The 23900-nt window shown below is 62.7% G+C and carries 24 protein-coding genes; 16 read left to right on the top strand and 8 right to left on the bottom strand.

What is annotated here, in order from left to right:
- Positions 1-1048: porin (locus ASD44_RS02135; RefSeq protein WP_056108180.1), on the top strand; the 1048-nt coding region annotated here is incomplete at its 5' end.
- Positions 1049-1188: 140 nt separating this feature from the next.
- Positions 1189-2301 carry a pyridoxal phosphate-dependent aminotransferase gene (locus ASD44_RS02130; protein ID WP_056108177.1) on the top strand — a complete coding sequence of 371 codons (1113 nt, stop codon included), beginning with the start codon at positions 1189-1191 and terminating at the stop codon, positions 2299-2301.
- 60 nt (positions 2302-2361) lie between these two features.
- On the opposite strand, the gene ASD44_RS02125 is transcribed toward ASD44_RS02130, so the two are convergent.
- Positions 2362-2991, bottom strand: a complete 630-nt coding sequence (locus tag ASD44_RS02125; protein ID WP_244478709.1) for a histidine phosphatase family protein — start codon at positions 2989-2991, stop codon at positions 2362-2364.
- Between the two features lie 137 nt (positions 2992-3128).
- Here ASD44_RS02125 and ASD44_RS02120 point away from each other — a divergent pair, with 137 nt between their 5' ends.
- The 6 genes from ASD44_RS02120 (at position 3129) to ASD44_RS02095 (ending at position 9789) form a co-directional block, all read left to right on the top strand.
- Entirely contained in the window at positions 3129-3758 is a 630-nt protein-coding gene (locus ASD44_RS02120; protein ID WP_056108171.1) for a TetR/AcrR family transcriptional regulator, read from the top strand.
- Positions 3739-4899 (top strand): isovaleryl-CoA dehydrogenase, encoded by a 1161-nt coding sequence (locus ASD44_RS02115; protein WP_056108167.1) that lies wholly within the window; start codon positions 3739-3741, stop codon positions 4897-4899. The genes ASD44_RS02120 and ASD44_RS02115 overlap by 20 nt, the downstream gene beginning before the upstream one ends.
- Positions 4900-4994: 95 nt before the next feature.
- The gene (locus tag ASD44_RS02110; RefSeq protein ID WP_056115260.1) at positions 4995-6602 is read left to right on the top strand and encodes a carboxyl transferase domain-containing protein; all 1608 of its coding nucleotides are present in this window, start codon (positions 4995-4997) and stop codon (positions 6600-6602) included.
- Positions 6603-6668: 66 nt separating this feature from the next.
- Positions 6669-7178, top strand: a complete 510-nt coding sequence (locus tag ASD44_RS02105; protein ID WP_056108165.1) for a DUF1993 domain-containing protein — start codon at positions 6669-6671, stop codon at positions 7176-7178.
- A gap of 50 nt (positions 7179-7228) precedes the next feature.
- Complete coding sequence (locus tag ASD44_RS02100; RefSeq protein ID WP_056108162.1) at positions 7229-9172, top strand: acetyl/propionyl/methylcrotonyl-CoA carboxylase subunit alpha; 1944 nt, start codon at positions 7229-7231, stop codon at positions 9170-9172.
- Positions 9169-9789 (top strand): YitT family protein, encoded by a 621-nt coding sequence (locus tag ASD44_RS02095; protein WP_056108159.1) that lies wholly within the window; start codon positions 9169-9171, stop codon positions 9787-9789. The genes ASD44_RS02100 and ASD44_RS02095 overlap by 4 nt, the downstream gene beginning before the upstream one ends.
- A 236-nt stretch (positions 9790-10025) precedes the next feature.
- Here ASD44_RS02095 and ASD44_RS02090 read toward each other — a convergent pair whose 3' ends face one another.
- Positions 10026-10292 carry a sel1 repeat family protein gene (locus ASD44_RS02090; RefSeq protein ID WP_056108156.1) on the bottom strand — a complete coding sequence of 89 codons (267 nt, stop codon included), beginning with the start codon at positions 10290-10292 and terminating at the stop codon, positions 10026-10028.
- Positions 10293-10740: 448 nt separating this feature from the next.
- Here ASD44_RS02090 and ASD44_RS02085 point away from each other — a divergent pair, with 448 nt between their 5' ends.
- From ASD44_RS02085 to ASD44_RS02075, 4 genes are all read left to right on the top strand, one after another.
- Positions 10741-11076 carry a DUF2147 domain-containing protein gene (locus ASD44_RS02085; RefSeq protein ID WP_056108153.1) on the top strand — a complete coding sequence of 112 codons (336 nt, stop codon included), beginning with the start codon at positions 10741-10743 and terminating at the stop codon, positions 11074-11076.
- Between the two features lie 180 nt (positions 11077-11256).
- A complete protein-coding gene (locus ASD44_RS18545; protein ID WP_200946394.1) occupies positions 11257-11412 on the top strand; it encodes a hypothetical protein in 156 nt (51 codons plus the stop codon).
- A gap of 32 nt (positions 11413-11444) precedes the next feature.
- A complete protein-coding gene (locus tag ASD44_RS02080) occupies positions 11445-11639 on the top strand; it encodes a hypothetical protein (RefSeq protein WP_056108150.1) in 195 nt (64 codons plus the stop codon).
- A gap of 75 nt (positions 11640-11714) precedes the next feature.
- Positions 11715-13217, top strand: a complete 1503-nt coding sequence (locus ASD44_RS02075) for an AMP nucleosidase (RefSeq protein ID WP_056108148.1) — start codon at positions 11715-11717, stop codon at positions 13215-13217.
- 54 nt (positions 13218-13271) lie between these two features.
- Here the strand turns inward: ASD44_RS02075 and ASD44_RS02070 are convergent, their stop codons facing one another.
- Complete coding sequence (locus ASD44_RS02070) at positions 13272-13850, bottom strand: DUF922 domain-containing protein (protein WP_320409817.1); 579 nt, start codon at positions 13848-13850, stop codon at positions 13272-13274.
- A 101-nt stretch (positions 13851-13951) separates the two neighbouring features.
- Here ASD44_RS02070 and ASD44_RS02065 point away from each other — a divergent pair, with 101 nt between their 5' ends.
- On the top strand, positions 13952-14989 hold the full coding sequence (locus tag ASD44_RS02065) for an endonuclease/exonuclease/phosphatase family protein (protein ID WP_056108146.1): 1038 nt from the start codon (positions 13952-13954) through the stop codon (positions 14987-14989).
- Between the two features lie 32 nt (positions 14990-15021).
- On the opposite strand, the gene ASD44_RS02060 is transcribed toward ASD44_RS02065, so the two are convergent.
- The gene (locus ASD44_RS02060) at positions 15022-15627 is read right to left on the bottom strand and encodes a DUF922 domain-containing protein (protein WP_056108143.1); all 606 of its coding nucleotides are present in this window, start codon (positions 15625-15627) and stop codon (positions 15022-15024) included.
- 99 nt (positions 15628-15726) lie between these two features.
- Positions 15727-17406 carry an electron transfer flavoprotein-ubiquinone oxidoreductase gene (locus ASD44_RS02055; protein WP_056108140.1) on the bottom strand — a complete coding sequence of 560 codons (1680 nt, stop codon included), beginning with the start codon at positions 17404-17406 and terminating at the stop codon, positions 15727-15729.
- Between the two features lie 226 nt (positions 17407-17632).
- Here ASD44_RS02055 and ASD44_RS02050 point away from each other — a divergent pair, with 226 nt between their 5' ends.
- Together ASD44_RS02050 and ASD44_RS02045 are read left to right on the top strand one after the other, a co-directional pair.
- A complete protein-coding gene (locus ASD44_RS02050; protein ID WP_200946436.1) occupies positions 17633-18274 on the top strand; it encodes a hypothetical protein in 642 nt (213 codons plus the stop codon).
- Positions 18275-18311: 37 nt separating this feature from the next.
- Positions 18312-19190, top strand: coding sequence for a uracil-DNA glycosylase (locus ASD44_RS02045; RefSeq protein ID WP_056108137.1), 879 nt, complete (start codon positions 18312-18314; stop codon positions 19188-19190).
- Here the strand turns inward: ASD44_RS02045 and ASD44_RS02040 are convergent.
- The gene (locus ASD44_RS02040; RefSeq protein ID WP_244480478.1) at positions 19165-19503 is read right to left on the bottom strand and encodes a hypothetical protein; all 339 of its coding nucleotides are present in this window, start codon (positions 19501-19503) and stop codon (positions 19165-19167) included. The two genes, ASD44_RS02045 and ASD44_RS02040, sit on opposite strands and share 26 nt — an antisense overlap.
- A gap of 237 nt (positions 19504-19740) precedes the next feature.
- Here ASD44_RS02040 and ASD44_RS02035 point away from each other — a divergent pair, with 237 nt between their 5' ends.
- Entirely contained in the window at positions 19741-20562 is an 822-nt protein-coding gene (locus ASD44_RS02035) for a helix-turn-helix transcriptional regulator (protein WP_056108131.1), read from the top strand.
- Positions 20563-20572: 10 nt separating this feature from the next.
- On the opposite strand, the gene ASD44_RS02030 is transcribed toward ASD44_RS02035, so the two are convergent.
- Together ASD44_RS02030 and ASD44_RS02025 are read right to left on the bottom strand one after the other, a co-directional pair.
- On the bottom strand, positions 20573-21472 hold the full coding sequence (locus ASD44_RS02030; protein ID WP_082542537.1) for a DMT family transporter: 900 nt from the start codon (positions 21470-21472) through the stop codon (positions 20573-20575).
- A 52-nt stretch (positions 21473-21524) separates the two neighbouring features.
- On the bottom strand, positions 21525-23828 hold the full coding sequence (locus ASD44_RS02025) for a xanthine dehydrogenase family protein molybdopterin-binding subunit (RefSeq protein WP_056108125.1): 2304 nt from the start codon (positions 23826-23828) through the stop codon (positions 21525-21527).
- Positions 23829-23900 lie beyond the last annotated feature (72 nt).

Here is a 23900-nt window from a genome sequence, read left to right as displayed (position 1 = left end):
CGCGGGCTTCTACTACATCCCCGGCACCGAGACCTGCCTGCGCGTCGGCGGCTTCATGCGTTATCAGGTCAACATGGGCAACGAGTTTGAAATCGATACCCTTGCCGGTGTCGCCCGCGGCGAGTCCGACTACGGCTGGCAGAAGCAGGCCATCTTCTCGGTGCAGCTCGACGCCCGCACCGAAACCGAGCTCGGCACCCTGCGCGCCTTCCTCGACGCCCGTCTGTCGCACGGCTCGACGGTTCAGCTCGACAAGGCCTATCTGTCGCTCGGCGGCCTGACCATCGGTCGCGCCTCCAATGCCTTCGACTTCGACTTCGGCGGCGAGCAGGACCTTCTGGGCGACGGCACCTTCAACGTCGTGCAGTACACCTTCAACGGCGGCAACGGCTTCTCGGCCACCATCTCGCTCGATGACGATGGCGACGTGATCTCCGGCGCTGGCGCCTTTGACACTCCCGGCCTCGATAATGGCGCGGACTTCGTTCCGAACGTCTCGGCCAACATCCAGTATGCCGCTGGCCCGCTGGCCCTCGGCCTCTACGGCGCTTACGACAACGACACCGAAGAAGGCGTGATCAAGGTTCTGGCCGCTTATTCCTTCTCCGATGCCGACAAGCTGTCGGTTGGCGGCTATTGGGCTTCCGGCGGAACATACGTTCTTGGTGGCGACTTTGGTGGCTACCTGGCAGCAGCCACTGCTGCCGGCGCAGCTTACCGCAACAGCATCCCGGCCTCGGGTGAGTGGTCGTTGCAGGCTGAGTACAAGCACACCTTCAACGAGAAGCTGGCTGCTTCGCTCGGCGTCGTCTACATCAACAATGTCGCGTTCCTCGAAGACTTTGCTCCTGGTGCGGACCTGAACTTCTGGCGCGTCGGTACCACGATCGACTACACCGTCGTTCCCGGCTTCCTGGTCAAGACCAGCCTGAACTATAACAAGTTCGATGGTGACGGTGCTGACTTCCTCAGCGCCTTCAACGGCCCCGGCGACAACTTCGGCGACGGCTTCTTCAGCGGCTTCGTTCGCTTCCAGCGCGACTTCTAAGTCAAGCTGACTTGCCAAAAAAAACCCGGCGGGCAACCGCCGGGTTTTTTGTTGCCCTGAGATATTCGACGGCAAGCGCGGCAATCTTGCCGTAGGCGTACGGGAAGGATAGCTAGGACGCTTCATCTCGAGAGCCCGCCATGCCGAATCGCCCCTCGCTGACGCCCTTGATCGCCGCGCTGCCGTCCACCGTGCCTTTCGTCGGACCGGAGGCGCAGGAACGGACGCGGGGCAAGCCGTTCCGGGCACGCATCGGCGCGAATGAGAGCAGTTTCGGGCCATCGCCCAGCGTGATTGCGCGCATGGCCGCCGTGGCGCGCGACATGTGGATGTATTGTGACCCGGACAATCACGATCTCAAGGCGGCCGCAGCCATCCATCTCGGCGTCAGGCCTGACAACATCGTGGTCGGCGAAGGGATAGACGGCCTGCTCGGCCTTCTGGTGCGCATGTATGTGTCGCCGGGCGATGCGGTCGTCACCTCGCTGGGGGCATATCCGACCTTCAATTTCCACGTCGCGGGCGCGGGCGGGCGTTTAGTGGCGGTTCCCTACGACAACGACCGCGAGAACCTGAGCGGTCTTCTAGACGCGGTGCGGCGGGAAAACGCCCGGCTGGTCTATCTCTCGAACCCTGACAATCCGATGGGAAGCTGGTGGGAGGCGGACGAGATCGAGCACTTCATCGCTGCGCTGCCGGAAACCACGATGCTGGTGCTGGATGAGGCGTATGGGGAACTCGGCCCGGCTTCGGCTTTGCCGGCAATCGACGCCAACCGCGCCAATGTTGTGCACATGCGCACCTTTTCAAAGGCTTACGGACTTGCCGGCCTTCGCTGCGGCTATGCCGTCGGCGCGGCCGAAGTGATCCGCGGTTTCGAAAAGATCCGCAATCATTATGGCGTCAGCCGCATGGCGCAGATCGCGGGCCTTGAGGCTCTGGCAGATCAGGCCTATCTCGGACAGGTCGTGGCCAAGGTTGACGCCGGGCGGCAGCGCATCGCGTCGATCGCCATGGCGAATGGACTGAAACCCCTCCCCTCGGCCACCAATTTCGTCGCCATGGATTGTGGTGCGGACGGCGCCTTCGCGCTGAAAGTGCTGCAGGGCCTGCTCGCGCGCGATGTCTTCATCCGCAAGCCGATGGCGCCGGGCCTCGACCGCTGCATACGCATCAGCGTCGGCCTGGATCATGAACTCGACACCTTTGCCGAGGAACTGCCGGGCGCGCTTGCGGCCGCGCGTGACGGCTAGGTTTTCCGCCTTAAGCGGAAGTGGCTGAACATTCTGCGGCGGCGTTGATCCCGTCGCGAATCAACCGTTATCGCCAACGGGCCGCTGTTTCGGAACGGTGATGCCGCAACCGCGCAACATCCAACGTTGGCCATCGCTGCGGAAGTCGGCCATGCTGAGCGGTTCGACGTCGATGCTGGAAAAGACCGATAGCGGCGCGCCGAGCACATGAACGATGGCCGCACGGACAATGGCGGCATGCGTGACGGCAACCGTATGGCCGCGCAGAGCAATCAACTCGTCCATCAAAGGGGAAATGCGGCGATTGACATCGGCGAATGATTCGCCGCCCTGAGGCGACATATGAGGGTCGGAACGCCATGCAGTCATGAGTCTGGGCTGTGCCTCCTGAATCACAGCGGCACTTTGGCCCGACCATTCGCCAAAATCCTGATCCCGTAGTTCTTCCTTTATGATGGCATCGGCGGCAAGCGCACGAGCCGTCTGGCGGGCGCGCAACGAAGGGCCGACCCACAATCGATCGATTCGATCCACCGTATGTGCCAGCCCGGCAGTTCTGGCGATCGCCGCTGCTTCCAGCGGCTCGTCAATCGGAAAGCGTGTGCGCCTGGTCGCTTCGGTCGCGCCGCTGCAGATCATCGTCAACCGAACGATCATGGAATCAGCTCTCGTAAACTGGGTGGCCATCATGCAGATGAGCAAACAGCGGCGTTGGACAACAGTGCCTGATCCCCGATTTCTACACCAGAAAACCGAAACCGACATCGTCCGTATTTCTTCCCTTGAATTAATTGAACGTTCGTTTTATTAAATCTCGAGGAGGCGACATGGCACGAACGACAGGCTCCGATGGCGGAAAGACCGAGGCGGCAATCCGCGATGCCGCGACCGGCCTGATTGCGCGCTTCGGCTATGAGGCGATGTCGATGCGCCAGCTGGCGGCTGAGGTCGGCGTTCAGGCGGCGGCGTTGTACCGCTATTTTCCCACCAAGGAAGATTTGTTGTTTGCGCTGATGCGCGGACATATGGAGGCGCTGGCCGACGCATGGCAGGAGGCGCGGCCATCATCTCGCGACCCCGTCATCAGACTCGCAGCCTATGTCGAGAACCACATCGCATTTCATGTCCGCCGCCGCCATTCCACCCATGTCTCCAACATGGAACTGCGCAGCCTGTCGCCCGAGCGGCTGACACATATTCTCAAGATGCGCGCGGCTTACGAAAAGGAGTTGCGCGCCATTCTGCGTGACGGCGCCGAGCAGGGTCTTTTTGCAATAGAAGATACTGGGCTGACCGCCATGGCGCTGATCCAGATGATCACAGGCGTCATTGTCTGGTTTCGGCCGGGAGACCGCCTCTCGATCGCGGGCGTGAGCGCGACATATCTTAAGATGACGATGCGCCTTGTCGGCGCGAAAACTGCGACGGAGGAGCGACATGTATACGCGCACGCTTAACTTCGGTCTGGGCGAAGAGATAGAAGCGCTTCGCGACACCGTCCGGCGCTTTTCGCAGGAGAGGATCGCCCCCCAGGCCGCCGATATCGACAAATCCAACGAATTTCCGCCCTCGCTTTGGCGCGAAATGGGAGACCTCGGGCTGCTGGGCATCACGGCCGATCCGGATTTCGGTGGTTCCGGCATGGGCTATCTCGCGCATGTGGTGGCGATGGAGGAGATTTCGCGAGCCTCCGCCTCGGTCGGCCTTTCCTACGGAGCGCATTCGAACCTGTGCGTGAACCAGATCAACCGATGGGGAACGCCGGCGCAGAAGGAAAAATACCTGCCGGCGCTGTGTTCGGGTGAACATGTGGGGGCGCTTGCCATGTCGGAGCCGGGCGCGGGTTCGGACGTGGTCTCGATGCGGTTGCGGGCCGAGAAGCACAATGACCGCTATGTGCTGAACGGCACAAAGATGTGGATCACCAATGGGCCGGACGCACAGACGCTGGTGGTCTATGCCAAGTCCGACGTGACCATGGGTTCGCGCGGCATCACCGCCTTCATCGTCGAGAAATCGATGCCGGGTTTTTCAGTTGCGCAGAAACTCGACAAGCTCGGCATGCGCGGCTCGAACACCGGGGAACTGGTGTTCGAGAATGTAGAAGTCCCGTTCGAAAACGTGCTGTTCGAGGAAAGCCGCGGCGTCGAAGTGCTGATGTCCGGCCTGGACTACGAACGCACCGTGCTTGCCGGCGGGCCGCTCGGCATTATGGCCGCCTGCCTCGACGTTGCGGTGCCCTATGTTGGCGAGCGCCGACAGTTCGGCCGGCCGATCGGCGAATTCCAGCTTGTGCAGGGCAAGCTCGCCGACATGTACACGACGATGAACGCCGCCTGCGCCTATGTCTATGCGGTGGCCGCGGCCTGCGACCGGGGCGACACCACGCGCAAGGACGCCGCCGGCTGCATCCTGTTCGCCGCCGAGAAAGCGACGCTGATGGCGCTCGACGCTATCCAGCTGCTGGGCGGCAACGGCTATATCAACGACTATCCCACCGGCAGACTGCTGCGCGACGCCAAGCTCTACGAAATCGGCGCTGGGACCAGCGAGATCCGGCGCTGGCTGATCGGCCGCGAGATCATGGCGGAAGGTTGAGGCTACCCGTTTGTGACGTTACATTCGACGGTGGTTCAAGCTTGGTTTTCTACCGTCACGATACCTTCTGCGAACTCAACTGCATCGAGGACCGCATGCCCGCCCTCACCTCCCAGATTTCCCCCGCCTCCGATGCCTTCCGCGCCAATGCGGAGCGGATGCGCGATCTCGTCGCCGACATAACCGAGAAGGCGACGGTCGCGCAGCAGGGGGGATCGGACGAGGCGCGCGAGCGGCATGTGTCACGCGGCAAGCTGCTGCCGCGTGAGCGGCTGGCGCAACTGCTCGACCCCGGCTCGCCTTTTCTTGAAATCGGCCAGTTCGCCGCGCACGGCATGTATGGCGAGGATATCGCCTCCGCCGGCATGATCGCCGGCGTCGGGCGCGTCGAGGGTCGTGAAGTCATGGTCGTCGTCAACGATGCGACGGTAAAGGGCGGCACCTACTATCCGATCACGGTGAAGAAGCATCTGCGGGCGCAGGAGATCGCCGCGCAGAACAACCTGCCCTGCGTCTATCTGGTCGATTCCGGCGGCGCCAACCTGCCCAACCAGGACGAGGTTTTTCCGGACCGGGATCATTTCGGCCGCATCTTCTACAATCAGGCCAACATGAGCGCCGCCGGCATTCCGCAGATCGCCTGCGTCATGGGCTCCTGCACGGCGGGCGGCGCCTATGTGCCGGCGATGGCCGATGAATCCATCATGGTGCGCAAGCAGGCGACGATCTTTCTCGGCGGACCGCCGCTGGTGAAGGCGGCAACCGGCGAGGACGTGACCGCGGAAGAGCTTGGCGGGGCTGATCTGCACACGCGCGAGTCCGGCGTGGCTGACCACTACGCTCTGGACGATATGCACGCACTGGCGATCTGCCGCCGCATCGTGCGCAATTTGAATCGTACAAAGCCCATAGCGCTGGATATGCGCGCGCCTACTCCACCACTCTATGATCCGCAGGAGCTTTACGGCATCGTTCCGACCGATCTGCGCCAGCCCTACGATGTGCGTGAACTGATCGCTCGTGTGGTCGATGGCTCCGAGTTCGATGAGTTCAAGCAGAATTACGGCACCACGCTGGTAACCGGATTTGCGCATCTGATGGGCATGCCGGTCGGCATTATCGCCAACAATGGCGTGCTGTTTTCAGAAAGCGCCCAGAAGGGTGCGCATTTCATCGAGCTGTGCTGCCAGCGCAAGATCCCGCTCGTGTTCCTGCAGAACATCACCGGTTTCATGGTCGGCAAGAAATACGAGGCAGGCGGCATCGCCAAGGACGGCGCCAAGCTGGTGACGGCGGTGGCGACGGCGCAGGTGCCGAAGGTCACGATGATCGTCGGCGGATCGTTCGGCGCCGGCAACTACGGCATGTGCGGCCGCGCCTATTCACCCCGCTTCCTGTGGATGTGGCCGAATGCGCGCATCTCGGTCATGGGCGGCGAACAGGCGGCGATGGTGCTCGCCATGGTCCGGCGCGAGAACATCGAGCGCAAAGGCGGCGAGTGGAGCGCCGAGGACGAGGCGAAATTCAAGAAGCCGATCCTGATGAAGTACGAGCACGAGGGTCATCCGCTCTATTCCTCGGCGCGGCTCTGGGACGACGGCATCATCGACCCGGCGAGGACGCGCGAAGTACTGGCTTTATCGTTGAGCGCAGCATTAAATGCGCCGGTGCCCGAGACGAAGTTCGGCGTGTTCCGGATGTAGACCGGGCACACCCCGTCGCCCAACCAAATCGATTGACCATCCAACTTTGAACGGATCAGGAGTAAAATGTCTCTTTCTCTCTACGACATCACCATTCCCGTTTTCATCCATGGCCTGAAGACCCTTTCGGTCAATCTGGAAAAGGGCCGTTCGTTCGCCATCGCCAATGGCATGGCGCACGGGGAAATCATTTCGGCGCGGCTTTTCCCGGACATGGCGCCGCTTTCCGCGCAAATCCAACGCGCTTCCGACACGGTGCGCTTCGTTGCGGTGCGGGTGGCGCAGGCCGAACCGAAGAAAATGCCAGACTATGAAGAGACGTTCGACGAGCTCAAGGGCCGCATCAAGGCGACGATCGACTATCTGAACCTGGTGAAACCTGACAGCATGAACGGCAAGGAGAACGAGCCGGTGGTGCTGAAATTCGGCGACCGTCAGCTGGACCTGACCGCGGCCAGCTACATCCAGAAATTCGCTCTCCCCAATTTCTATTTTCATCTCACCACCGCCTACGGGATCATGCGCCACAAGGGCGTTCCGCTTGGGAAGTTGGATTTCATCGGCGCTATCGCATAGCGACCGTTACCCCACGGCACGTTGCCGTGGCTCGAAACGACAGGAAGCCGATGTTCGAGAAAATCCTCATCGCCAATCGCGGCGAGATCGCGTGCCGGGTCATTCGGACCGCGCGACGCATGGGCGTCAGGACGGTCGCTGTCTATTCGGACGCCGACCGCAACGCGCTGCATGTCGAGATGGCGGACGAGGCCGTGCATATCGGCCCGTCACCCGTCGGCGAGAGCTACCTGGTCGGGGACAGGATCATCGAAGCGGCGCGGATACGCGGTGCGGAAGCCATCCATCCGGGCTACGGCTTCCTGTCCGAGAACCCGAAATTCGTCGATCAGGTCGTCGCGGCCGGGCTGACCTTCATCGGTCCGTCCGCTGCGTCGATCCGGGCGATGGGGCTGAAGGACGCCGCCAAGCGGCTGATGGAAAAGGCCGGGGTGCCGGTGGTGCCCGGCTATCATGGCGAAGCGCAGGAGATCGTGCTGCTCGCCACCAAGGCGCGCGAAATCGGCTATCCGGTGTTGATCAAGGCGCGCGCCGGCGGCGGCGGCAAGGGCATGCGCCGCGTCGATGATCCCGACGACTTCGCCGAGGCGCTGTCGGGCGCCCGGCGCGAGGCCAAGGCGGCGTTCAGCGACGACAGCGTGCTGGTCGAGAAATATGTCGACAAGCCGCGCCACATCGAAGTGCAGGTGTTCGGCGATAATTTCGGCAATGCCGTACATCTGTTCGAACGGGACTGCTCGGCGCAGCGCCGCCACCAGAAGGTGATCGAGGAAGCCCCCGCCCCAGGCATGAACGCCGAGATGCGGGCTGCCATGACCAACGCGGCGGTGAAGGCCGCCAAGGCGATCGCCTATTCCGGCGCCGGCACGATCGAGTTCATCGTCGATGCCTCGGAGGGGCTGCGGCCCGACCGCTTCTGGTTCATGGAAATGAACACACGCCTGCAGGTGGAACATCCGGTGACGGAAATGATCACCGGCATCGATCTGGTCGAATGGCAGTTGCGGGTTGCCGCCGGCGAGAGGCTGCCGAAAAGCCAGGATGAAATCGAATTGGAAGGCCACGCTTTCGAAGCGCGGCTTTACGCCGAGGATGCCAGCCGTGGCTTCCTGCCGGCAACGGGCACGCTGCATCACCTTAAATTTCCCGCCAACGCTCCGCCCGGGTGCGGCCTGCGCGTCGAAACCGGCGTCCGTCAGGGCGACGCCATCTCTCCCTTCTACGATCCGATGATCGCCAAGCTGGTCGTTCATGGCCCGGATCGCGCGGCGGCGCTTGCAGGACTGCAAAGGGCGCTGGCGCAAACGGAAGTTGCGGGTTCGACTGTCAACACGGCCTTTCTCGCAGCGCTTGCTTCCGATCCTGAATTTGCGACGGGCGATGTCGATACCGGCCTGATCGGCCGCAAGCAGGATGCGCTGACGGCGGCCCCGTCACCAGGCGAAAGCATTGTCGCGACCGCAGCGCTGGCCGCGTCCGGCTTCGAACCGCAGACTGCTTCGAACGATCCGTGGTCGTCGCTTGCCGGCTACGCGCATTTCCACGCCACGCCGCGGCGTATCGCGCTGAAATTCGGCGAGCAGGAGATCGCAGCCTCACTGTCCTTCGAAAAGGGCCTCAGTTCCGTCGATATCGGCGATGGCACGACGCACCGTCCGTCGCAGAATGCCCGCCTCGCCCGCTGGCCGGGACACGTCACCGTATTCGCGGGCGCGACCAGCTATACGTTCACCGTGCCAGATCCGCTGGCAAAGGCCGACGAAGCTGGCGGAGCCGGCGATTTCCTGCGGGCGCCGATGCCCGGCCTCGTCAAGATCGTGCGGGCCGCCAGCGGCGACGACGTTATCAAGGGCCAGCCGCTTCTCGTCCTCGAGGCGATGAAGATGGAACACACAATCACCGCGCCGCATGACGGCATCATTGCCGAGATCGTCACAGAGGGCGCCCAGGTGATGGACGGAACCGTTCTGGTGCGCATGGCCGAACAGCCGTGACCGCGACGAAGCCCTCGAACATCGAAAAGCACAGCTGGCTCGAGGACGCGCTGGCAATCTTCTGGGGCACGGTGTTCGTTTCTCTCGGCCTCGTGCTCTACCAACACGCCATGCTTCTGACCGGCAGTTCGGCAGGCATCGCGCTGCTTATCCAGTATGCGACCGGCTACGCCTTCGGGCCGATCTTCTTCATCATAAACCTGCCGTTCTGGTATCTGGCAGTGAAGCGCATGGGCTGGCCCTTCACCATCCGAACCTTCCTCGCCGTCGCCTTCTTTTCGCTGCTGTCGCGGATCGTGCCGGGCCTGGTTGATTTTTCCAGCCTCAATCCTGTCTATGCCGCCATTGTCGGCGGCGGGCTGATGGGCACCGGCCTGCTGATCCTTTTCCGGCACCGGGCCGGTCTCGGCGGCTTCAACGTGCTGGCGCTCTACCTGCAGGACAATCACGGCATCCGCGCCGGCTATTTCTCGCTCGCGGTGGATCTGGCCATACTGGCGGTGTCGTTTTTCGTCGTGGACTGGCGGCAGGTGCTGCTTTCGGTGATCGGCGCCGCCGCGCTCAACATGACGGTGGCGATCAATCATCGGCCGGGCCGCTATGTCGGCATGAGCTGATTATCCGGCCCGAGCCGCGCTTCGAATGGCAGTCGCCGCCAAACGCGGAAGCCGCGCCGGTCTTGTCTCGACCGGTCGCGGCTTTCACTGCAAGGTCACTCCGGGCGCCCCCGTGCCCAGTCTGCCTGCTTCCCTGTTCCATGCGCGGCTAGCCCGCCAGCGGGCCGCCGCGTTCTGGTCTTGGGGCGGGCCTTATAAAGCCCTGCCCTGATTGCGCCTGAGACGCGCAACTGGTGTCAGTGCATGGTCATCCATTCGCGGGCTTCGCGCAGCGCCTGCGCCACTTCCGCCTTGGACATCGTCGCCGAAAGCTCCGAGCGCAGCTCGGCGGCGCGCGTCGAGCCCTTGATGGCGGCGATGTTGAACCATTTGTGGGCGGCGACGAGATCGGTGTCGCAGTCGCGGCCGGTGGCGTACATCATGCCGAGTTCGAAGAGAATGTCTGCCTGGGCGTTCGCACCGATGACGCCGACGCCGGCTTCGAGCATTTCAAAACGTGCCATTTTCTTATCCCCTGTCTGGCTCCCGAGAGCCGCCTTCCCGTGTCCCGTGGGGCTGCTCTTTCGATGCTTCCGAGAATGCCGGCGAGGCTTGAATCCGTCGTTAAATGGCTTGCTTAATTGGAAGAAAACAAAGCTAAAACAAGAAGTAAACGTGAGAAACCGTTAAGGATAGAAAGCCCGGCGAACCGGGGATTTGCGAAAAAATCGATGAAAATGCACGCCTGCGAATTCAAGACTTCGCTAACCACGGAAACGCTTGGCAAAAAGACGAGCGCTTTAAAACCTGTCTCGCGAGAGGCGGAAACCCGATGCGGAACGACCGCAAAATTGTGCGCATCTTCCCTAGCGGCACCGCTTTCGTTTCCCGGAAAGCTGAATTAGCTTACGTTTGCGTAAGGGGTGAGGCTGGCTGAAGCAGCCAAACCGGCATCCCGCAGGGAGGACCTAGATGTTTCGTAAAGTGAGCATGGCCCTGGCGGCCACCCTAATCATGGCGGGATCGGCCATGGCTGACCCGATCGACGGTAATTGGAAGACCCAGTCCGGCGAGACGGCTGCGATTACCGGCGGCGGCTCGATCACGCTGAAGACCGGCAAGCACGCAGGCAAGAACATCGGCAGGCTGAAAGCGGCCGGCGGCAACAAATACACCGGCAGCATCACCGATCCGGCAACCGACAAAACCTATTCGGGCAAGGCGACGCTGACCGGCAGCACGCTCAAGATGAGCGGCTGCGTGCTCGGCGGCCTGATCTGCAAGAGCCAGACCTGGAACAAGCTCTGAGGCCAGGCGGATAGATAAAACAAGGGACGGGGCCGCGAGGCCCCGTTTTTTTGTGCCTGCCGGCACGAACCGCCCGGCGTCAAGACGGCGTCAATCATCTTGAACCGCAGATGAACGGCGACCTCAGAGAGGGTTCAGCCGCATCCGGGCATAGTCGCCAGCATCGAGGGAGAGACCCCAATGCTTGCGCGCCGCTTTACCATCGTTTGCCTGCTGACAACGCTGTTCGGCATGGGATTCGCCATCATTGTGGCTGAAGCGAGCCGCCCGACCCGCGACTGGGAAACGGCAAGCCCGCGAAACTGCACCTTCTGCATGAACCAAAACCAACGCTGAGCGACAAAGATAAAAGAGAAAGCACCAAAGCCATGAACCGCCTCGCCGCCAATCTCCGGATTATCCTGCGCCTGCTGCCGCGCACGGCCCTGATCCTCATGGTGCTGGCGGCGCCGGTGCTTGCCGTGCCGATGATGCGGGCCGACACAGGTGCGACGATCGACGCTCCGGCCATGAAGAAGAAGGGCGCCGGCTTCGTGCTGCTGGTCAGCCTGCAGAGGGATTGACCGCCCTTTCCGCCGGCTGAAAGGTTTCGACGCCGCCCCCCTCCCAAGCGTCGCTGCCGCAGCCTATATTGAGCCATGGAAAAACGAATCTACCCGCAGGCTATCGAAACGGTCGCAATGCCGGAGCCGTTCAAGCGGCAAAGCTTCGACGATGCCGCCGAGGCGGTCGCCGCGTTGCAGACGCTCTACGAACGCAATACCGGATTCCTGCGCGACTCCTTCGATGGGCTGGCCTCCGGCGGCGACATCAACCGGCGCTATCGGGCGTTTTATCCGGCGCTCGGCGTGACAACCAATTCGTTCACGCAGATCGATTCACGCCAGGCCTATGGCCACATGCCAACGCCAGGTCATTTCTCCACCACCATCACGCGTCCGGATCTGTTCGAGAACTACCTGCTTGAGCAGTTGCGGCTGATCATGCGCAACCATGGCGTCCCGGTTACCGTGTCGGAATCCGAAACGCCGATCCCGCTGCATTTCGCTTTTCTCGAAGGCACGCATGTCGACGGCGCGGCGGCCGAGCGCATCCAGCGGCCGATCCGCGACCTGTTCGACGTGCCGGACCTCGACGGCACCGACGACCAGATCGCCAACGGCACGTTCGAGGTGGCCTTGGGCGAGGCCCGCCCGCTGGCGCCTTTCACCGCGCAGCGCATCGACTATTCCCTCCACCGCCTGTCGCACTACACGGCAACCAGCCCGCGGCATTTTCAGAACTTCGTCCTGTTCACCAACTACCAGTTCTATATCGACGAGTTCTGCGCGCTGGCGCGCGAGCAGATGGCCAATGGCGGCGAAGGCTATATGGAGTTCGTCGAACCGGGCAATGTCGTCACCAAGGCGGGCGAGCGGCATGCCAGCGAGGGGGCGACGCCGCCGCGCCTGCCACAGATGCCCGCCTATCATTTGAAGAAGCCGGACAATGGCGGCATCACCATGGTCAATATCGGCGTCGGGCCCTCCAACGCCAAGACGATCACCGATCACGTCGCGGTGTTGCGCCCCCATGCCTGGCTGATGCTCGGGCACTGCGCCGGGCTGCGCAACACGCAGGCACTGGGCGACTATGTGCTGGCGCACGCCTATGTGCGTGAGGACCATGTCCTCGACGACGATCTGCCGGTGTGGGTGCCGATTCCGCCGCTGGCCGAAATCCAGGTGGCGTTGCAGGAAGCGGTCGCGGAAGTCACCGGGCTATCCGGCTATGATCTCAAGCGCATCATGCGCACCGGCACCGTCGCCACCATCGACAACCGCAACTGGGAACTGCGCGACCAGCGCGGGCCGGTGCAGCGGCTGTCGCAATCGCGCGCCATCGCGCTCGACATGGAATCGGCCACCATCGCAGCCAACGGTTTCCGCTTCCGCGTCCCCTACGGCACGCTGCTCTGCGTCTCCGACAAGCCGCTGCATGGCGAGCTGAAACTGCCGGGCATGGCCAGCGAGTTCTACAAGCGGCAGGTGGCGCAGCATCTGACCATCGGCATCAGGACGATGGAGAAGTTGGCGGAAATGCCGATGGAGCGGCTGCATTCGCGCAAGCTGCGCAGTTTTTCGGAGACGGCATTCCAGTAAGCGAGCGAAGCAACCGATCGCCCGTTCGTCTTCCTTGCTCGCCCAACGGCGCGGCTACCCGCCGTTCACAAGGCCCAGGATAAGGCGTTGCATGTTGCCGCCTTCGGCGAACTCGTCGCGATCGAAATCGCGGCCCTGCTTGCGTTGCGCCTGTGAGATAGCGGAGAGGCGCTCAGTCAGCTGCTGGCGGAACTTGCTGCATTTCGGATCGTCCGCAACCCGCATTTCGAGCGAAAACCTCTCAATCTCCGCCACCATGTCCTTGATCGTCTGGCCATGAACCTTTTCGTGACGGAGCACGCCGTCGGCAAAGGTCTTCCATCGATCCTGTACCGAGGCAGGCAAATTCTCCGCCTTCGGCACCGTATAGGTGATGACAAGATGCGGGCGTTGGACGGCGAGACGGCAGGCGCCGCCGCTGCCATCGTAGCGGCGCGTCCATTTCAGGTCGAAGGTGGTGTGGGCGATGGCGCGGGTCGGTCCGAGCTTGGGTCCGCGCTCGCCGATCGACCGGTAGAGCTCGATGCCGGTGGCTCCCGAAACTGCGTAGGTCGCAACCTTCTCCACCGTCTCGGCCCACGCACCGTGAAACGGGAAAACGATTGCCGCAATCAAGGTACCCAGTCGGATCATTCGCATCATCCATTTTCCGCAGGCTGGAGCAGTTTCGCGTGAACCATAGGTCTGGCAAGGTCCACCATCAATGAGCCGCATTTTTCCGGCGAAAGGGGCCGATGAAGCGATCTCTCTTTCTTTTGCAGATATTGGGCATGATCGGCCTCGCCATTGCATCCGTGCTGCTGATGATCGGCTTCTTCGGCGATGTCCACCCGGCGTTCGATTCCTTTGCGCATTTCCGCGCCCATCTGGCGGTGGCGAGCGCGGTTCTGGCCGTGTTGCTCCTGTTCGGACGCTTTCGCCTTTATGCCCTGGCCGGCGTCGTCTTCGCTATCGCCTGCTTCACAACGACATCGACCATGCTGGCCGATCTCGGTCTGGGACCAGTGCAGGCCCGCTTCGAGGTTCGGTCCGACGAACAACCCGTCTACCGCCTGTTGCAGATGAATTTGCGCTTCAACAACCCGACACCGGAGAAGGTCCTGTCGCTTGTCGGCCGCATACAGCCGGACGTCATCACGCTCGACGAAGTCTCGGACATGTGGAAGGGCAAACTGCAACTGCTTTCGCACGCTTACCCGTATCAGCTCATCTGCCCCTATCCGAACCTGGTGTTCGGCGTCGCCATCCTGTCGCGGCGTCCGTTCAAGGAAGGCACGGAGCCCGCATGTTTCGCACGCGGCGCGCTTGCCGTCGCAGCTGTCGATCTCGGCGGCACGACGGCCGACGTGGCCGCAATCCATCTGAGCTGGCCATGGCCGTTCGAACAACCCTGGCAACTGAGCCATCTTGCCGAACCACTGTCGCGGCTTGGCGAAACGGCGATCATGGCGGGAGATTGCAACGCCACGCCGTGGAGCGCCGCGGTCCGGCGCGTCGCCCGGGCCGGCGGGCTCAAAATCATGGCCTCGGCCGGCCCGACGTGGCAATATATGAAGCTGCCGGAAATGCTGCGTTTCGCCGGCCTGCCGATCGATCAGGTCTTCTCCAAAGGCGACATCTTCGTGAATTCCATCCGGACCCTGGCCAGCACTGGGTCCGATCACCTGCCGGTGCTGGTGGAGTTTTCGATCAAGCAACAGGCGCCGAAGCCTGACGAACCGGAGACGGCAACCGCCGATGCGAACGCAGTTCGGCGGGGTGCCGCCGCTTAGGGCGAGCTTCCAAGGATTTAGCAGGCGCGGTTCTATATGCCGCTGCTGACCAGCCGCACCACCAGGGCCTCGACATGCCCGCCCTTGCGGTGTTCCCGCTGGTCGAAGGCGATCTGCCTGGCTTCATAGGCGGCATAGATCGCGTCGATGCGCCGTTTGGCTTCGCGTTTGACCCTGGTGCAGAGCGGATCGTTGGCAATTTTGACCGCCGATGCGGCGCGCGCCGCCTTGTTCACCATTTCCTTGGCCATGCGCCCATGATCCTGCTCATGAGCGCGCACGCCGGCGAAAAACCGGCTCCATCTCTTGCGCAGGGCCGGGGCCAAAGGCGAAACGACGCGCGGATAGGTGTAGGTGAGGTTGAGCTTGCCGGAGACGCCCTTCATGCGGCAGCCGCCGTCATTCTGCGCGGTGGTGAACTGCCAGTCGACCGTATAGCTGGTCTGGGCGATGGCGCGCGCGGTGAAGCCGTGCTTGGGACCCTTGCGGTCCATCGCCTCCAGCAAGGCGCGGCCAGTCTCGCCGGAAATGTCGTAGCTTTGGGTCCGTACTTCGACCCGCGTGCCCGCCGCTGCCGGATTTGTCAGCGTCGCGCTTGTACAGAATGCAGAGATACAGGCCAGAACGGTTCGGCGCATCCAATGTCTCCACAAGGACAGAGCCTAAGGAAACACAGGCGCGCGCCGGTTTCAACAGTTACGTTAACAAATGCTTGCGGGCCGTGCCGGGCCGACCCGCTACATGTTCTGGTAGACGGGGCCCTCGCCGCCCTGCGGCGGCACCCAGTTGATGTTCTGGTTCGGATCCTTGATGTCGCAGGTTTTGCAGTGGACGCAGTTCTGCGCGTTGATGACGAAGCGAACATCCCTGGCCTGCGGGTCGGCGGCGGCGTTGCCGTCCTTGTCGACCCATTCATAGACGCCAGCCGGGCAATAGCGTGTGGACGGCCCGGCAAAGACGTCATGCTCCGATCGCTTCTGCAGGTCCATGTCCTTGACCTGGAGATGGACCGGCTGGTCCTCCTCGTGATTGGTGCCCGAGATGAAGACGGAGGACAGCCGGTCGAAAGTGAGCACGCCGTCCGGCTTCGGATAGGCGATCTTCTGGTGCTGCGACGCCGGCTCCAGCGACTGCGCGTCGGTCTTGCCATGCTTGAGCGTGCCGAGGGGCGAGAAGCCCAGCAATGTGTTCAGCCACATGTCGAGGCCGCCGATGGCAACGCCGGCGATGGTGCCGAAGCGCGACCACAGGGGCTTGACGTTGCGGACGCGTTTCAAGTCCTTGCCGATCTCGGTCGAGCGCCAGTTTTCCTCATAGCCCGTCAGTTCGTCATTGGCGCGACCAGCCGCGACCGCCTCGGCGACGTGCTCGGCAGCCTGCATGCCGGACAGCACCGCATTGTGCGACCCCTTGATGCGCGGCACGTTGACGAAGCCGGCGGCGCAGCCCATCAGGACACCGCCCGGGAAGGACAGCTTCGGCACCGACTGCCAACCACCCTCCGTGATTGCGCGCGCGCCGTAGCCGATGCGCTTGGCGCCAGCGAAGGTGCCGGCGATCGCCGGATGCGTCTTGAAGCGCTGGAATTCCTCAAAGGGCGAAAGATACGGGTTCTTGTAGTTCAGATGGACAACGAAGCCGACAGCCACCTGATTGTTCTCGAGGTGGTAAAGGAAGGAACCGCCACCGGTCTTCATGTCGAGCGGCCAGCCGAACGAATGCTGGACCAGGCCCGGCTTGTGGTTCTCCGGCTTGACCTCCCACAGCTCCTTCAGGCCGATGCCGTATTTGCCCGGCTCGCGGCCGTCGGACAGGTTGAACCTGGCGATGAGTTGCTTGGCGAGAGAGCCCCGCGCGCCCTCCCCGATCAGCACATACTTGCCCATCAGCGCCATGCCCGGCGCGAAGTTCGGCCCGTGGCTGCCGCCCTTTTCGACGCCCATATCACCGGTCACGACGCCGGTGACGGCGCCCGCCTCATTGTAGAGAAGCTCCACAGCGGCGAAGCCCGGATAAATCTCGACGCCCAGCGCCTCGGCCTTGCCAGCCAGCCATTTGCAGACATTGCCGAGCGAGACGATGTAGTTGCCGTGATTGTTCATCAGCGGCGGCATCATGAAATTGGGCAGCCGCACCGAACCCGCAGGGCCAAGAACCAGGAAATGATCGGCCGTAACCGGTGTTTTGAAGGGATGATCGCTTTCCTCGCGCCAGCCGGGCAAAAGACGGTCGATGCCGACCGGATCGACCACCGCGCCGGAGAGGATATGCGCGCCGACTTCGCCGCCCTTTTCCAGCACCACGACGGAAAGATCTGGATTCAGCTGTTTCAAACGGATGGAAGCTGCCAGGCCCGCCGGGCCGGCGCCAACGATCACAACGTCGAATTCCATGCTCTCGCGTTCGATCTCGCTCATCTTTCCTCCCGTCGCTGGCCGTCCGCTGGCTGCCGCGCTCATAGCGCATCCAAGCGCTATGGCAATCTCGATCCCTTGCCAACGGAAAATTCCTTAAGCCGTATGACAAGCAGGTATGCATGAAATCTAGTTTACGCTAACGTAAACGTCAATTTCAGAAAGCGGCAGCGAAGCCAATTTCAAGTTTTCGATGTTCGAACGCGAAACGATCCGCCATAGTCGGCCAATGCGCAACGCTGTGCCTGCCGGTTCCGCACTGACGCGCCTTTTCCGCACGCTCGGTCTGACGATCCGGGTACTGCCCTTCGTTTCAATAGCAAATCCTGCCGCCGAGAGTCGGGCCGAGCCAATCGTATGGAAGGCAGGCGCATACTCGATTTCAGACGAACTCGGCGGCTTTCGCATCACCGGCGTCTCGGGGACCGGCACATCGGCTGATCCGATCGTCATCGAGGAGGAGCTGAATTCGGCATCCCCCGTGACGCTGACCTTCCGCACGATCAGGCCGATCCAGCCATTTGCCGACGCGGGGTATTATGCCAACGGCATCCTTCATATGCGGATCGAAACGCTGAACAACAGCGGCCAGCCATGGGTCGAATTCGAGTTCGAATTGCAGGAAATCCTCAACCAGCCGAGCGTCTTCGGTGACGGCTTGTCCTTCGACCAGCGCAACAAGAACCCCACTGAAATCGTCTCCAGCGCCTTTGCGGAATTCAGCCGCGATTTCGAACCTTATGACCGGCTGCTTTTCGAGAACGGCAAGGTCGATCCTCTGGCGACGGTGACGTTCGCGTTCCTGATAACGGATTACACGCCGCGCTGGACGTTCTACCTGGTGCAAGACCCACGGATTCCCTCGAGCTAAGCTTGCAAATGACGCCGGGGCGAAAGATGGTGGCGCCATGACTGCCATCGCTAAAGAACCGCCGGCGGGGTTGCGCGAGCTGCTTGCCTTCTATGCTGATGCCGGCGTGGACGAGGCCCTGAACGAGACGCCTGTGAACCGGTTCACCGAGGCGCCTCCCCCTGCCCTGCCGAAGGGCGGAGATCGTGTGCCTGCGACGGCGAGAGAGCCGGAACGGACCGCCGCCCCTGCGTCAGACCGTGCCAGGCCGGCCCAGCCGCGCCGGCCTTCGACAGACAATGCGGCCGCCCGGCCGACGACGGTTCCTGACGAGGCGCAGGCAACGCTGGCGCGCGATCTGGCGCGGCAGGCGCAGACGCTGGACGAGCTGCGTGAGGCGATGGCCGGTTTCGATGGCTGCAATCTGAAGTTCACAGCCAAGAATCTGGTTTTCTCCGACGGCAACCCGGAAGCCGACGTCATGCTTGTCGGCGAAGCCCCGGGACGTGACGAGGACCTTGAAGGCCTGCCTTTCGTCGGCCGTTCCGGCCAGTTGCTGAACCGGATGCTGGCCGCCATCGGGCTCGACCGGACCAGTGTCTACATCGCCAATGTCATTCCATGGCGGCCGCCGGGCAACCGCACGCCGACGCCGCACGAAACGGAAATATGCCGGCCTTTCATCGAGCGGCAGATCGAGCTCGTCGGGCCGAAACTACTGGTCACGCTGGGCGGCCCCTCGGCCAAGACGCTGCTCGCCACGACCGAGGGGATTTTGCGGCTGCGCGGAAACTGGCGCTCCCACGCGACCGCATCCGGCGCCGTCATTCCAGCGATGCCGACCCTGCACCCCGCCTATCTGCTGCGCACGCCGGCGCACAAGAAGCTGGTCTGGCGCGACTTCCTCGAGGTCAAGATGAAGCTGCGGGAATTTTAGTTCCCGAAGCCTGAACCTGCATTCCGCGCCATTGCAGGCAGCCGAGCAGCGCGACCGTAATGGCCTGCGCGACCACAAAAGCAATTCCCAGCGCGTTCGGGGCGATCCAGCCGCCGATCAGCAGGCCGAAACAGATGGCTGCCCAAAGAAAATTGATGCCGATAATGTCAACCATGACGGTTTTCGAAACCTGTTCGCGGCGGGCGACGACCGCAAGGCCAATCACCCACGGAACCAAGGCCGCACCGGCGCCGAGAAGCAGGCCGGCAGGCAGATCGAGCAGCGGCGACAGGAAGGGCGAGCCCGCCGTCATCAGAACCGCTCCGACACTGCTGAAGAGAATGTCGGCGTAGAGAACGTTGCGCAGGAACTTGGTGATCGTGACGGACATCGTCGTCTCCTATCTGGTTTCGTGGTCCCGATTTCGCCGGAGCGGTCGGGATGTCGTGACGATGAAGCCATGGAGGAGAGATGGCGATTACGTGTGAGGTAATAGAAAAGCCGAATTCGATATCCTAGTTTTCGGCATCTCGATCAGACAGGATTGGCAATGTCCGAAACCGAAAACGCCGTGGGCGGCATCATACGCGAATGGCGGTCGCGCCGCCGCATGAGCCAACTGGATCTCGCCGGCGAGGCGGACATCTCGCAGCGCCACCTCAGCTTTCTCGAAAGCGGCCGCGCGGCGCCGTCGCGGGAGGTGGTGATCCGGCTGGCCGACAGCCTCGACGTGCCGCTGCGCCACCGCAACCGCATGCTTCTGGCCGCCGGGTTCGCGCCGCAATACGGTGAGCGGACACTGGCAGACCCCTCTCTTTCTCAGGCCCTGTCGGCGGTCAAGCTGGTGCTCAAGGGGCATGAGCCCTGCCCTGCCTTCGCGGTGGATTCGCGCTGGAACATGGTGGCGGCGAACGACACGGTCGCACCGTTCCTCGCCGCGGTCGAGGACAGCGCCTTGCTGGAACCGCCGGTCAACGTGCTGCGGCTGTGCCTTCATCCCAAGGGCCTCGCTTCGAAGATTGTCAATCTGGCGGAATGGCGGGCGCATATCCTGGCGCGGCTCAAGCGGCAGAACGAGACCTATGCAGACCCGCTGCTGGAACAACTGGAGGAGGAGCTGCGCGGCTATCCGGGCGGCGTTTCTCAAGGCAGAATCATTCACAATGAAAGTTCGGCCATCGCCCATATGCTGAAGCTTCGGATGGGCGACTCGATCCTATCGTTCATCAGCACGATCACCGTTTTCGGCACGGCGCTCGATGTCACGCTCTCCGAGCTCGCGATCGAATCGTTCTTTCCAGCCGATGACGCGACAAGGGCGGTGCTTACCCGGCTGGCGGCCGAGCGTCCGGCTCAACCCAATTATTCCTGATGGTGAGCTGCTAGCCCGGTGGAGAGCCAGCCTTGCGGGCCGCGGTAAGTTCCAGCCCAAGCCGGCGCTCGCGCCAGATGATGAAAAGTCCGGCGCCTATGACGATGAAACCGCCGATCAGCGTGTTGAGCGAGGGAATGTCGGCGAAGAGCAGGTAACCGAGACCGAGACCGAAAATCATCGAGGTGTATTCGAACGGCGCCACGACCGAGGCCTCTGCATGGCGATAGGCCTGCGTCATCAGGATTTGCGCGACGCCGCCGCTCAGGCCGGCCGCCACCAGCAGGACCGTCTGCAGTGGACTCAGCCAGTTCCAGCCGAACGGGATCGAAACGAATGAGGCAATGGTGGCCGTCAGCGAGAACCACAGCACGATCGTCGATGTCCGCTCGGTATGGACGAGCTTGCGCACCAGAAGCGCCGCTACCGCCGAAATCACGGCCGAAATCAGCATCGCGACCACGCCGGCCGCCTGCTGGTTATCGATCCCTTCGGCGCCTGTCAGCAGGGTGAGGTTGGGCCATGAAATGACCATGACGCCGAACAGACCGACCGCGACCGCCGTCCAGCGATAGGCGCGCACAATCTCACCAAGAAAGATCGCACTGAACATGACGATGAGCAGCGGCTGCGCATAGTTCAACGTGATGGTTTCCGGAAACGGCAGCCGGGTCAGGGCGAAAAAGCTGAACCCCATGGCGGCGACGCCGACGAGGCCCCGGACGACATGGCTCACCGGCCGGCTGGTGGCGAAGGCGAATCGAAGCTCACCCCTCCATGCGAGGAAAGCCAGGACGGGCACAATTGCGAAAAAGGACCGGAAGAACACGATCTGGCCTGGCGGCACGTCATCCGCCGCCTTGATGCAGGCCTGCATGCCGACGAAGATCGCCACCGAAGCGATCTTCATGCCGATGCCGGTCAGCGTGTTCTGCGCTGCGTCCCCCTCGCCGTCCGACAATTCAGGCCGTCGCCTCCTGAATGGCGGCCCAGACGCGCGACGGCGTCGCCGGCATTTCGATGTGGCCGATGCCGTAGCCCCGGTAGAGCGCGTCGACCACGGCGTTCAGCGCCGCGGGGGTCGAGCCGATCGTGCCGGCCTCGCCCGCGCCCTTGATGCCGAGCGCATTGGTGGTGGACGGTACGTTGCGGGTCTCGAAGTGGAACGACGGAACATCATCGGCGCGCGGCATGGCGTAGTCCATGAAGCTCGCCGTCAGGAGTTGCCCGTCTTCGCCATAGACGGTGTCCTCCGTGAGCGCCTGACCGATGCCCTGGACGACGCCGCCATGGACCTGCCCGGCAAGCAGGATCGGGTTCACCGTAACGCCGAAATCGTCGACGATGGTGTAGCGCACGATGTCGGTGTGGCCGGTGTCAGGATCGATCTCGACTTCGCAGATATGCGTCCCGTTGGGATAGGTCGCCTCGTGCTGCACGAATTCGCCGAAACCCTGCAGGTCTTCCTTCTTCTTGGCAGCCTTGGCGATGGTGGAGAAATCGAGCGAACGGTCGGTGCCGACGATGCGCGCCGTGCCATCGACCAGTTCGATGTCGCCCGCCGAGGCTTCCAATTCATCGGCTGCGACGCGCTTGATCTTTTCGGCCAAATCCTCGCCGGCGCGTGACGCGGAGACGCCGCCGAGCGGGATGGAGCGCGAGCCGCCGGTGCCGCCACCGGATTTCAGCTCATCCGTATCGCCCTGGCGGACATAAATTTTCTCAAGATCCAGGTTGAGCTTTTCGGCAACGAACTGCGCATAAGCCGTCGCATGGCCCTGTCCATTCGTCTGCGTGCCGATCTTCAGCGTGACGGTGCCGTCGCCGTTCAGTTCGACATGGGCCGGTTCGGATCCTGGAAAGGCGCAGGCCTCGATATAGGTCGCCATGCCGATGCCGCGGACTTTTCCGCGCGTTCTGGCTTCCTCGAAACGGCTGGAAAACTGATTCCATTCAGCCCTTTCCAGCGCCACGCTCATGTGGCCGTCGAATTCGCCGGTATCGTACAGACGGCCGGTCTGCGTCCGGTACGGCATCTGATCGGGCCGGATGAAATTGCGGCGGCGGATTTCTTCCGCTCCCAGCCCCAGGTCGCGGGCGCAGGCATCGACCAGCTTTTCCAGCAGGAAGGCTGCTTCCGGCCGCCCTGCCCCGCGATAGGCGTCGATGGGGCAGGTGTTGGTGTAGATGCCGGTCGTGGTCACATCCAGCGCCTGGATGTCATAGACGCCGGTCGACATGGTCACGCCGATATAGGGAATGAAACCGCCATATTGCGAGAGATAGGCGCCCATATTGGCGCGTAGATCGACCCGCAGGGCAAGGAACCGGCCGTTCTCGTCCATCGCCATCTCGGCGGTCACGACGTTGTCGCGCCCCTGCGCGTCGGTGAGGAAATGCTCGGTCCGGTCTCCGGTCCATTTGACCGGCCGGCCGACGCGTTTCGCGGCTTCCAGCACCAGCGCATATTCACGGTAGACGAAAGATTTCGGGCCGAAGCCGCCGCCGACATCGGGCGTGATGACCCGCAGCTTCTCCTTGCCGATGCCGAAGACACCGGAGAGAATCGTTTGCATGGAATGCACGCCCTGCGAACCGGTGGTGAGCTGGAACCGGTCTTCGTCGGTGCGCCATTCGCCGATGGCGGCGCGGGCTTCCATGTAGTTGCAGACCAGCCGGTTGTTGATGAAGTCGATGCGCGTCACCTTCGCGGCCTTGGCGAAGGCCGCATCGGCTTTCTTCTTGTCGCCGGCATGGTAGGTGAACGCCCTGTTCGAGCCGAGTTCCGGCCAGACCAGCGGCGCTTCCGGATCGAGCGCCGCGATCGTGCCGGAAACGGCCTCCTCGTCCTGATAGTCGACCTCGATGAGTTCGGCGGCGTCCTGCGCCAGCGCGCGGCTGTCGGCCACCACGAAGGCGACCGCATCGCCGACATACTGGACGCGGTCCTTGCACAGGATCGGAATGTCGCGGGTGGGCGCGCGGGTGCCGTCCGGCTGCTTTTGCATGGAACCCGACTGCAGGTCGCCAAGATGACCGAGATCAGCCCCGGTCAGGACAAGATGCACGCCGGGCGCGGCCCTTGCCGCCTCGACCGACGAGATGGAGAATTTTCCTTTTGCAACGGGCGAGCGCAGGACATAGCCATGCAGCGTGGCGGCTGGCTGGATGTCGTCCGTATAGCGACCCATGCCGGTGATGAAAGCCTGGTCTTCCAGGCGCAGCACGGATGCGCCCATCCCGAATTTCGGTGTTGCGACCGTCATGTCGTCCTCGCAGTATGGCTGGGGAATTCAGGCCCTGACATAAGCCTCGCCCTAGTTTTGTCGAGGGGTGCT

The sequence above is a fragment of the Mesorhizobium sp. Root554 genome (genome assembly GCF_001427025.1).
Lineage (GTDB): Bacteria > Pseudomonadota > Alphaproteobacteria > Rhizobiales > Rhizobiaceae > Mesorhizobium.
Note: the sequence above shows the minus strand (reverse complement) of the source record. Positions and strands in the feature narration are given on the sequence as shown.

What these genes read in the sequence shown, in the direction of transcription:
- ASD44_RS02130 (WP_056108177.1), top strand. Translation starts at nt 1,189, where the DNA reads ATGCCGAATCGCCCCTCGCTGACGCCCTTGATCGCCGCGCTGCCGTCC.
- ASD44_RS02125 (WP_244478709.1), bottom strand. Translation starts at nt 2,991, where the DNA reads ATGATGGCCACCCAGTTTACGAGAGCTGATTCCATGATCGTTCGGTTG.
- ASD44_RS02120 (WP_056108171.1), top strand. Translation starts at nt 3,129, where the DNA reads ATGGCACGAACGACAGGCTCCGATGGCGGAAAGACCGAGGCGGCAATC.
- ASD44_RS02115 (WP_056108167.1), top strand. Translation starts at nt 3,739, where the DNA reads ATGTATACGCGCACGCTTAACTTCGGTCTGGGCGAAGAGATAGAAGCG.
- ASD44_RS02110 (WP_056115260.1), top strand. Translation starts at nt 4,995, where the DNA reads ATGCCCGCCCTCACCTCCCAGATTTCCCCCGCCTCCGATGCCTTCCGC.
- ASD44_RS02105 (WP_056108165.1), top strand. Translation starts at nt 6,669, where the DNA reads ATGTCTCTTTCTCTCTACGACATCACCATTCCCGTTTTCATCCATGGC.
- ASD44_RS02100 (WP_056108162.1), top strand. Translation starts at nt 7,229, where the DNA reads ATGTTCGAGAAAATCCTCATCGCCAATCGCGGCGAGATCGCGTGCCGG.
- ASD44_RS02090 (WP_056108156.1), bottom strand. Translation starts at nt 10,292, where the DNA reads ATGGCACGTTTTGAAATGCTCGAAGCCGGCGTCGGCGTCATCGGTGCG.
- ASD44_RS02085 (WP_056108153.1), top strand. Translation starts at nt 10,741, where the DNA reads ATGTTTCGTAAAGTGAGCATGGCCCTGGCGGCCACCCTAATCATGGCG.
- ASD44_RS18545 (WP_200946394.1), top strand. Translation starts at nt 11,257, where the DNA reads ATGCTTGCGCGCCGCTTTACCATCGTTTGCCTGCTGACAACGCTGTTC.
- ASD44_RS02080 (WP_056108150.1), top strand. Translation starts at nt 11,445, where the DNA reads ATGAACCGCCTCGCCGCCAATCTCCGGATTATCCTGCGCCTGCTGCCG.
- ASD44_RS02075 (WP_056108148.1), top strand. Translation starts at nt 11,715, where the DNA reads ATGGAAAAACGAATCTACCCGCAGGCTATCGAAACGGTCGCAATGCCG.
- ASD44_RS02070 (WP_320409817.1), bottom strand. Translation starts at nt 13,850, where the DNA reads ATGATCCGACTGGGTACCTTGATTGCGGCAATCGTTTTCCCGTTTCAC.
- ASD44_RS02065 (WP_056108146.1), top strand. Translation starts at nt 13,952, where the DNA reads ATGAAGCGATCTCTCTTTCTTTTGCAGATATTGGGCATGATCGGCCTC.
- ASD44_RS02060 (WP_056108143.1), bottom strand. Translation starts at nt 15,627, where the DNA reads ATGCGCCGAACCGTTCTGGCCTGTATCTCTGCATTCTGTACAAGCGCG.
- ASD44_RS02055 (WP_056108140.1), bottom strand. Translation starts at nt 17,406, where the DNA reads ATGAGCGAGATCGAACGCGAGAGCATGGAATTCGACGTTGTGATCGTT.
- ASD44_RS02050 (WP_200946436.1), top strand. Translation starts at nt 17,633, where the DNA reads ATGCGCAACGCTGTGCCTGCCGGTTCCGCACTGACGCGCCTTTTCCGC.
- ASD44_RS02045 (WP_056108137.1), top strand. Translation starts at nt 18,312, where the DNA reads ATGACTGCCATCGCTAAAGAACCGCCGGCGGGGTTGCGCGAGCTGCTT.
- ASD44_RS02040 (WP_244480478.1), bottom strand. Translation starts at nt 19,503, where the DNA reads ATGACGGCGGGCTCGCCCTTCCTGTCGCCGCTGCTCGATCTGCCTGCC.
- ASD44_RS02035 (WP_056108131.1), top strand. Translation starts at nt 19,741, where the DNA reads ATGTCCGAAACCGAAAACGCCGTGGGCGGCATCATACGCGAATGGCGG.
- ASD44_RS02030 (WP_082542537.1), bottom strand. Translation starts at nt 21,472, where the DNA reads ATGAAGATCGCTTCGGTGGCGATCTTCGTCGGCATGCAGGCCTGCATC.
- ASD44_RS02025 (WP_056108125.1), bottom strand. Translation starts at nt 23,828, where the DNA reads ATGACGGTCGCAACACCGAAATTCGGGATGGGCGCATCCGTGCTGCGC.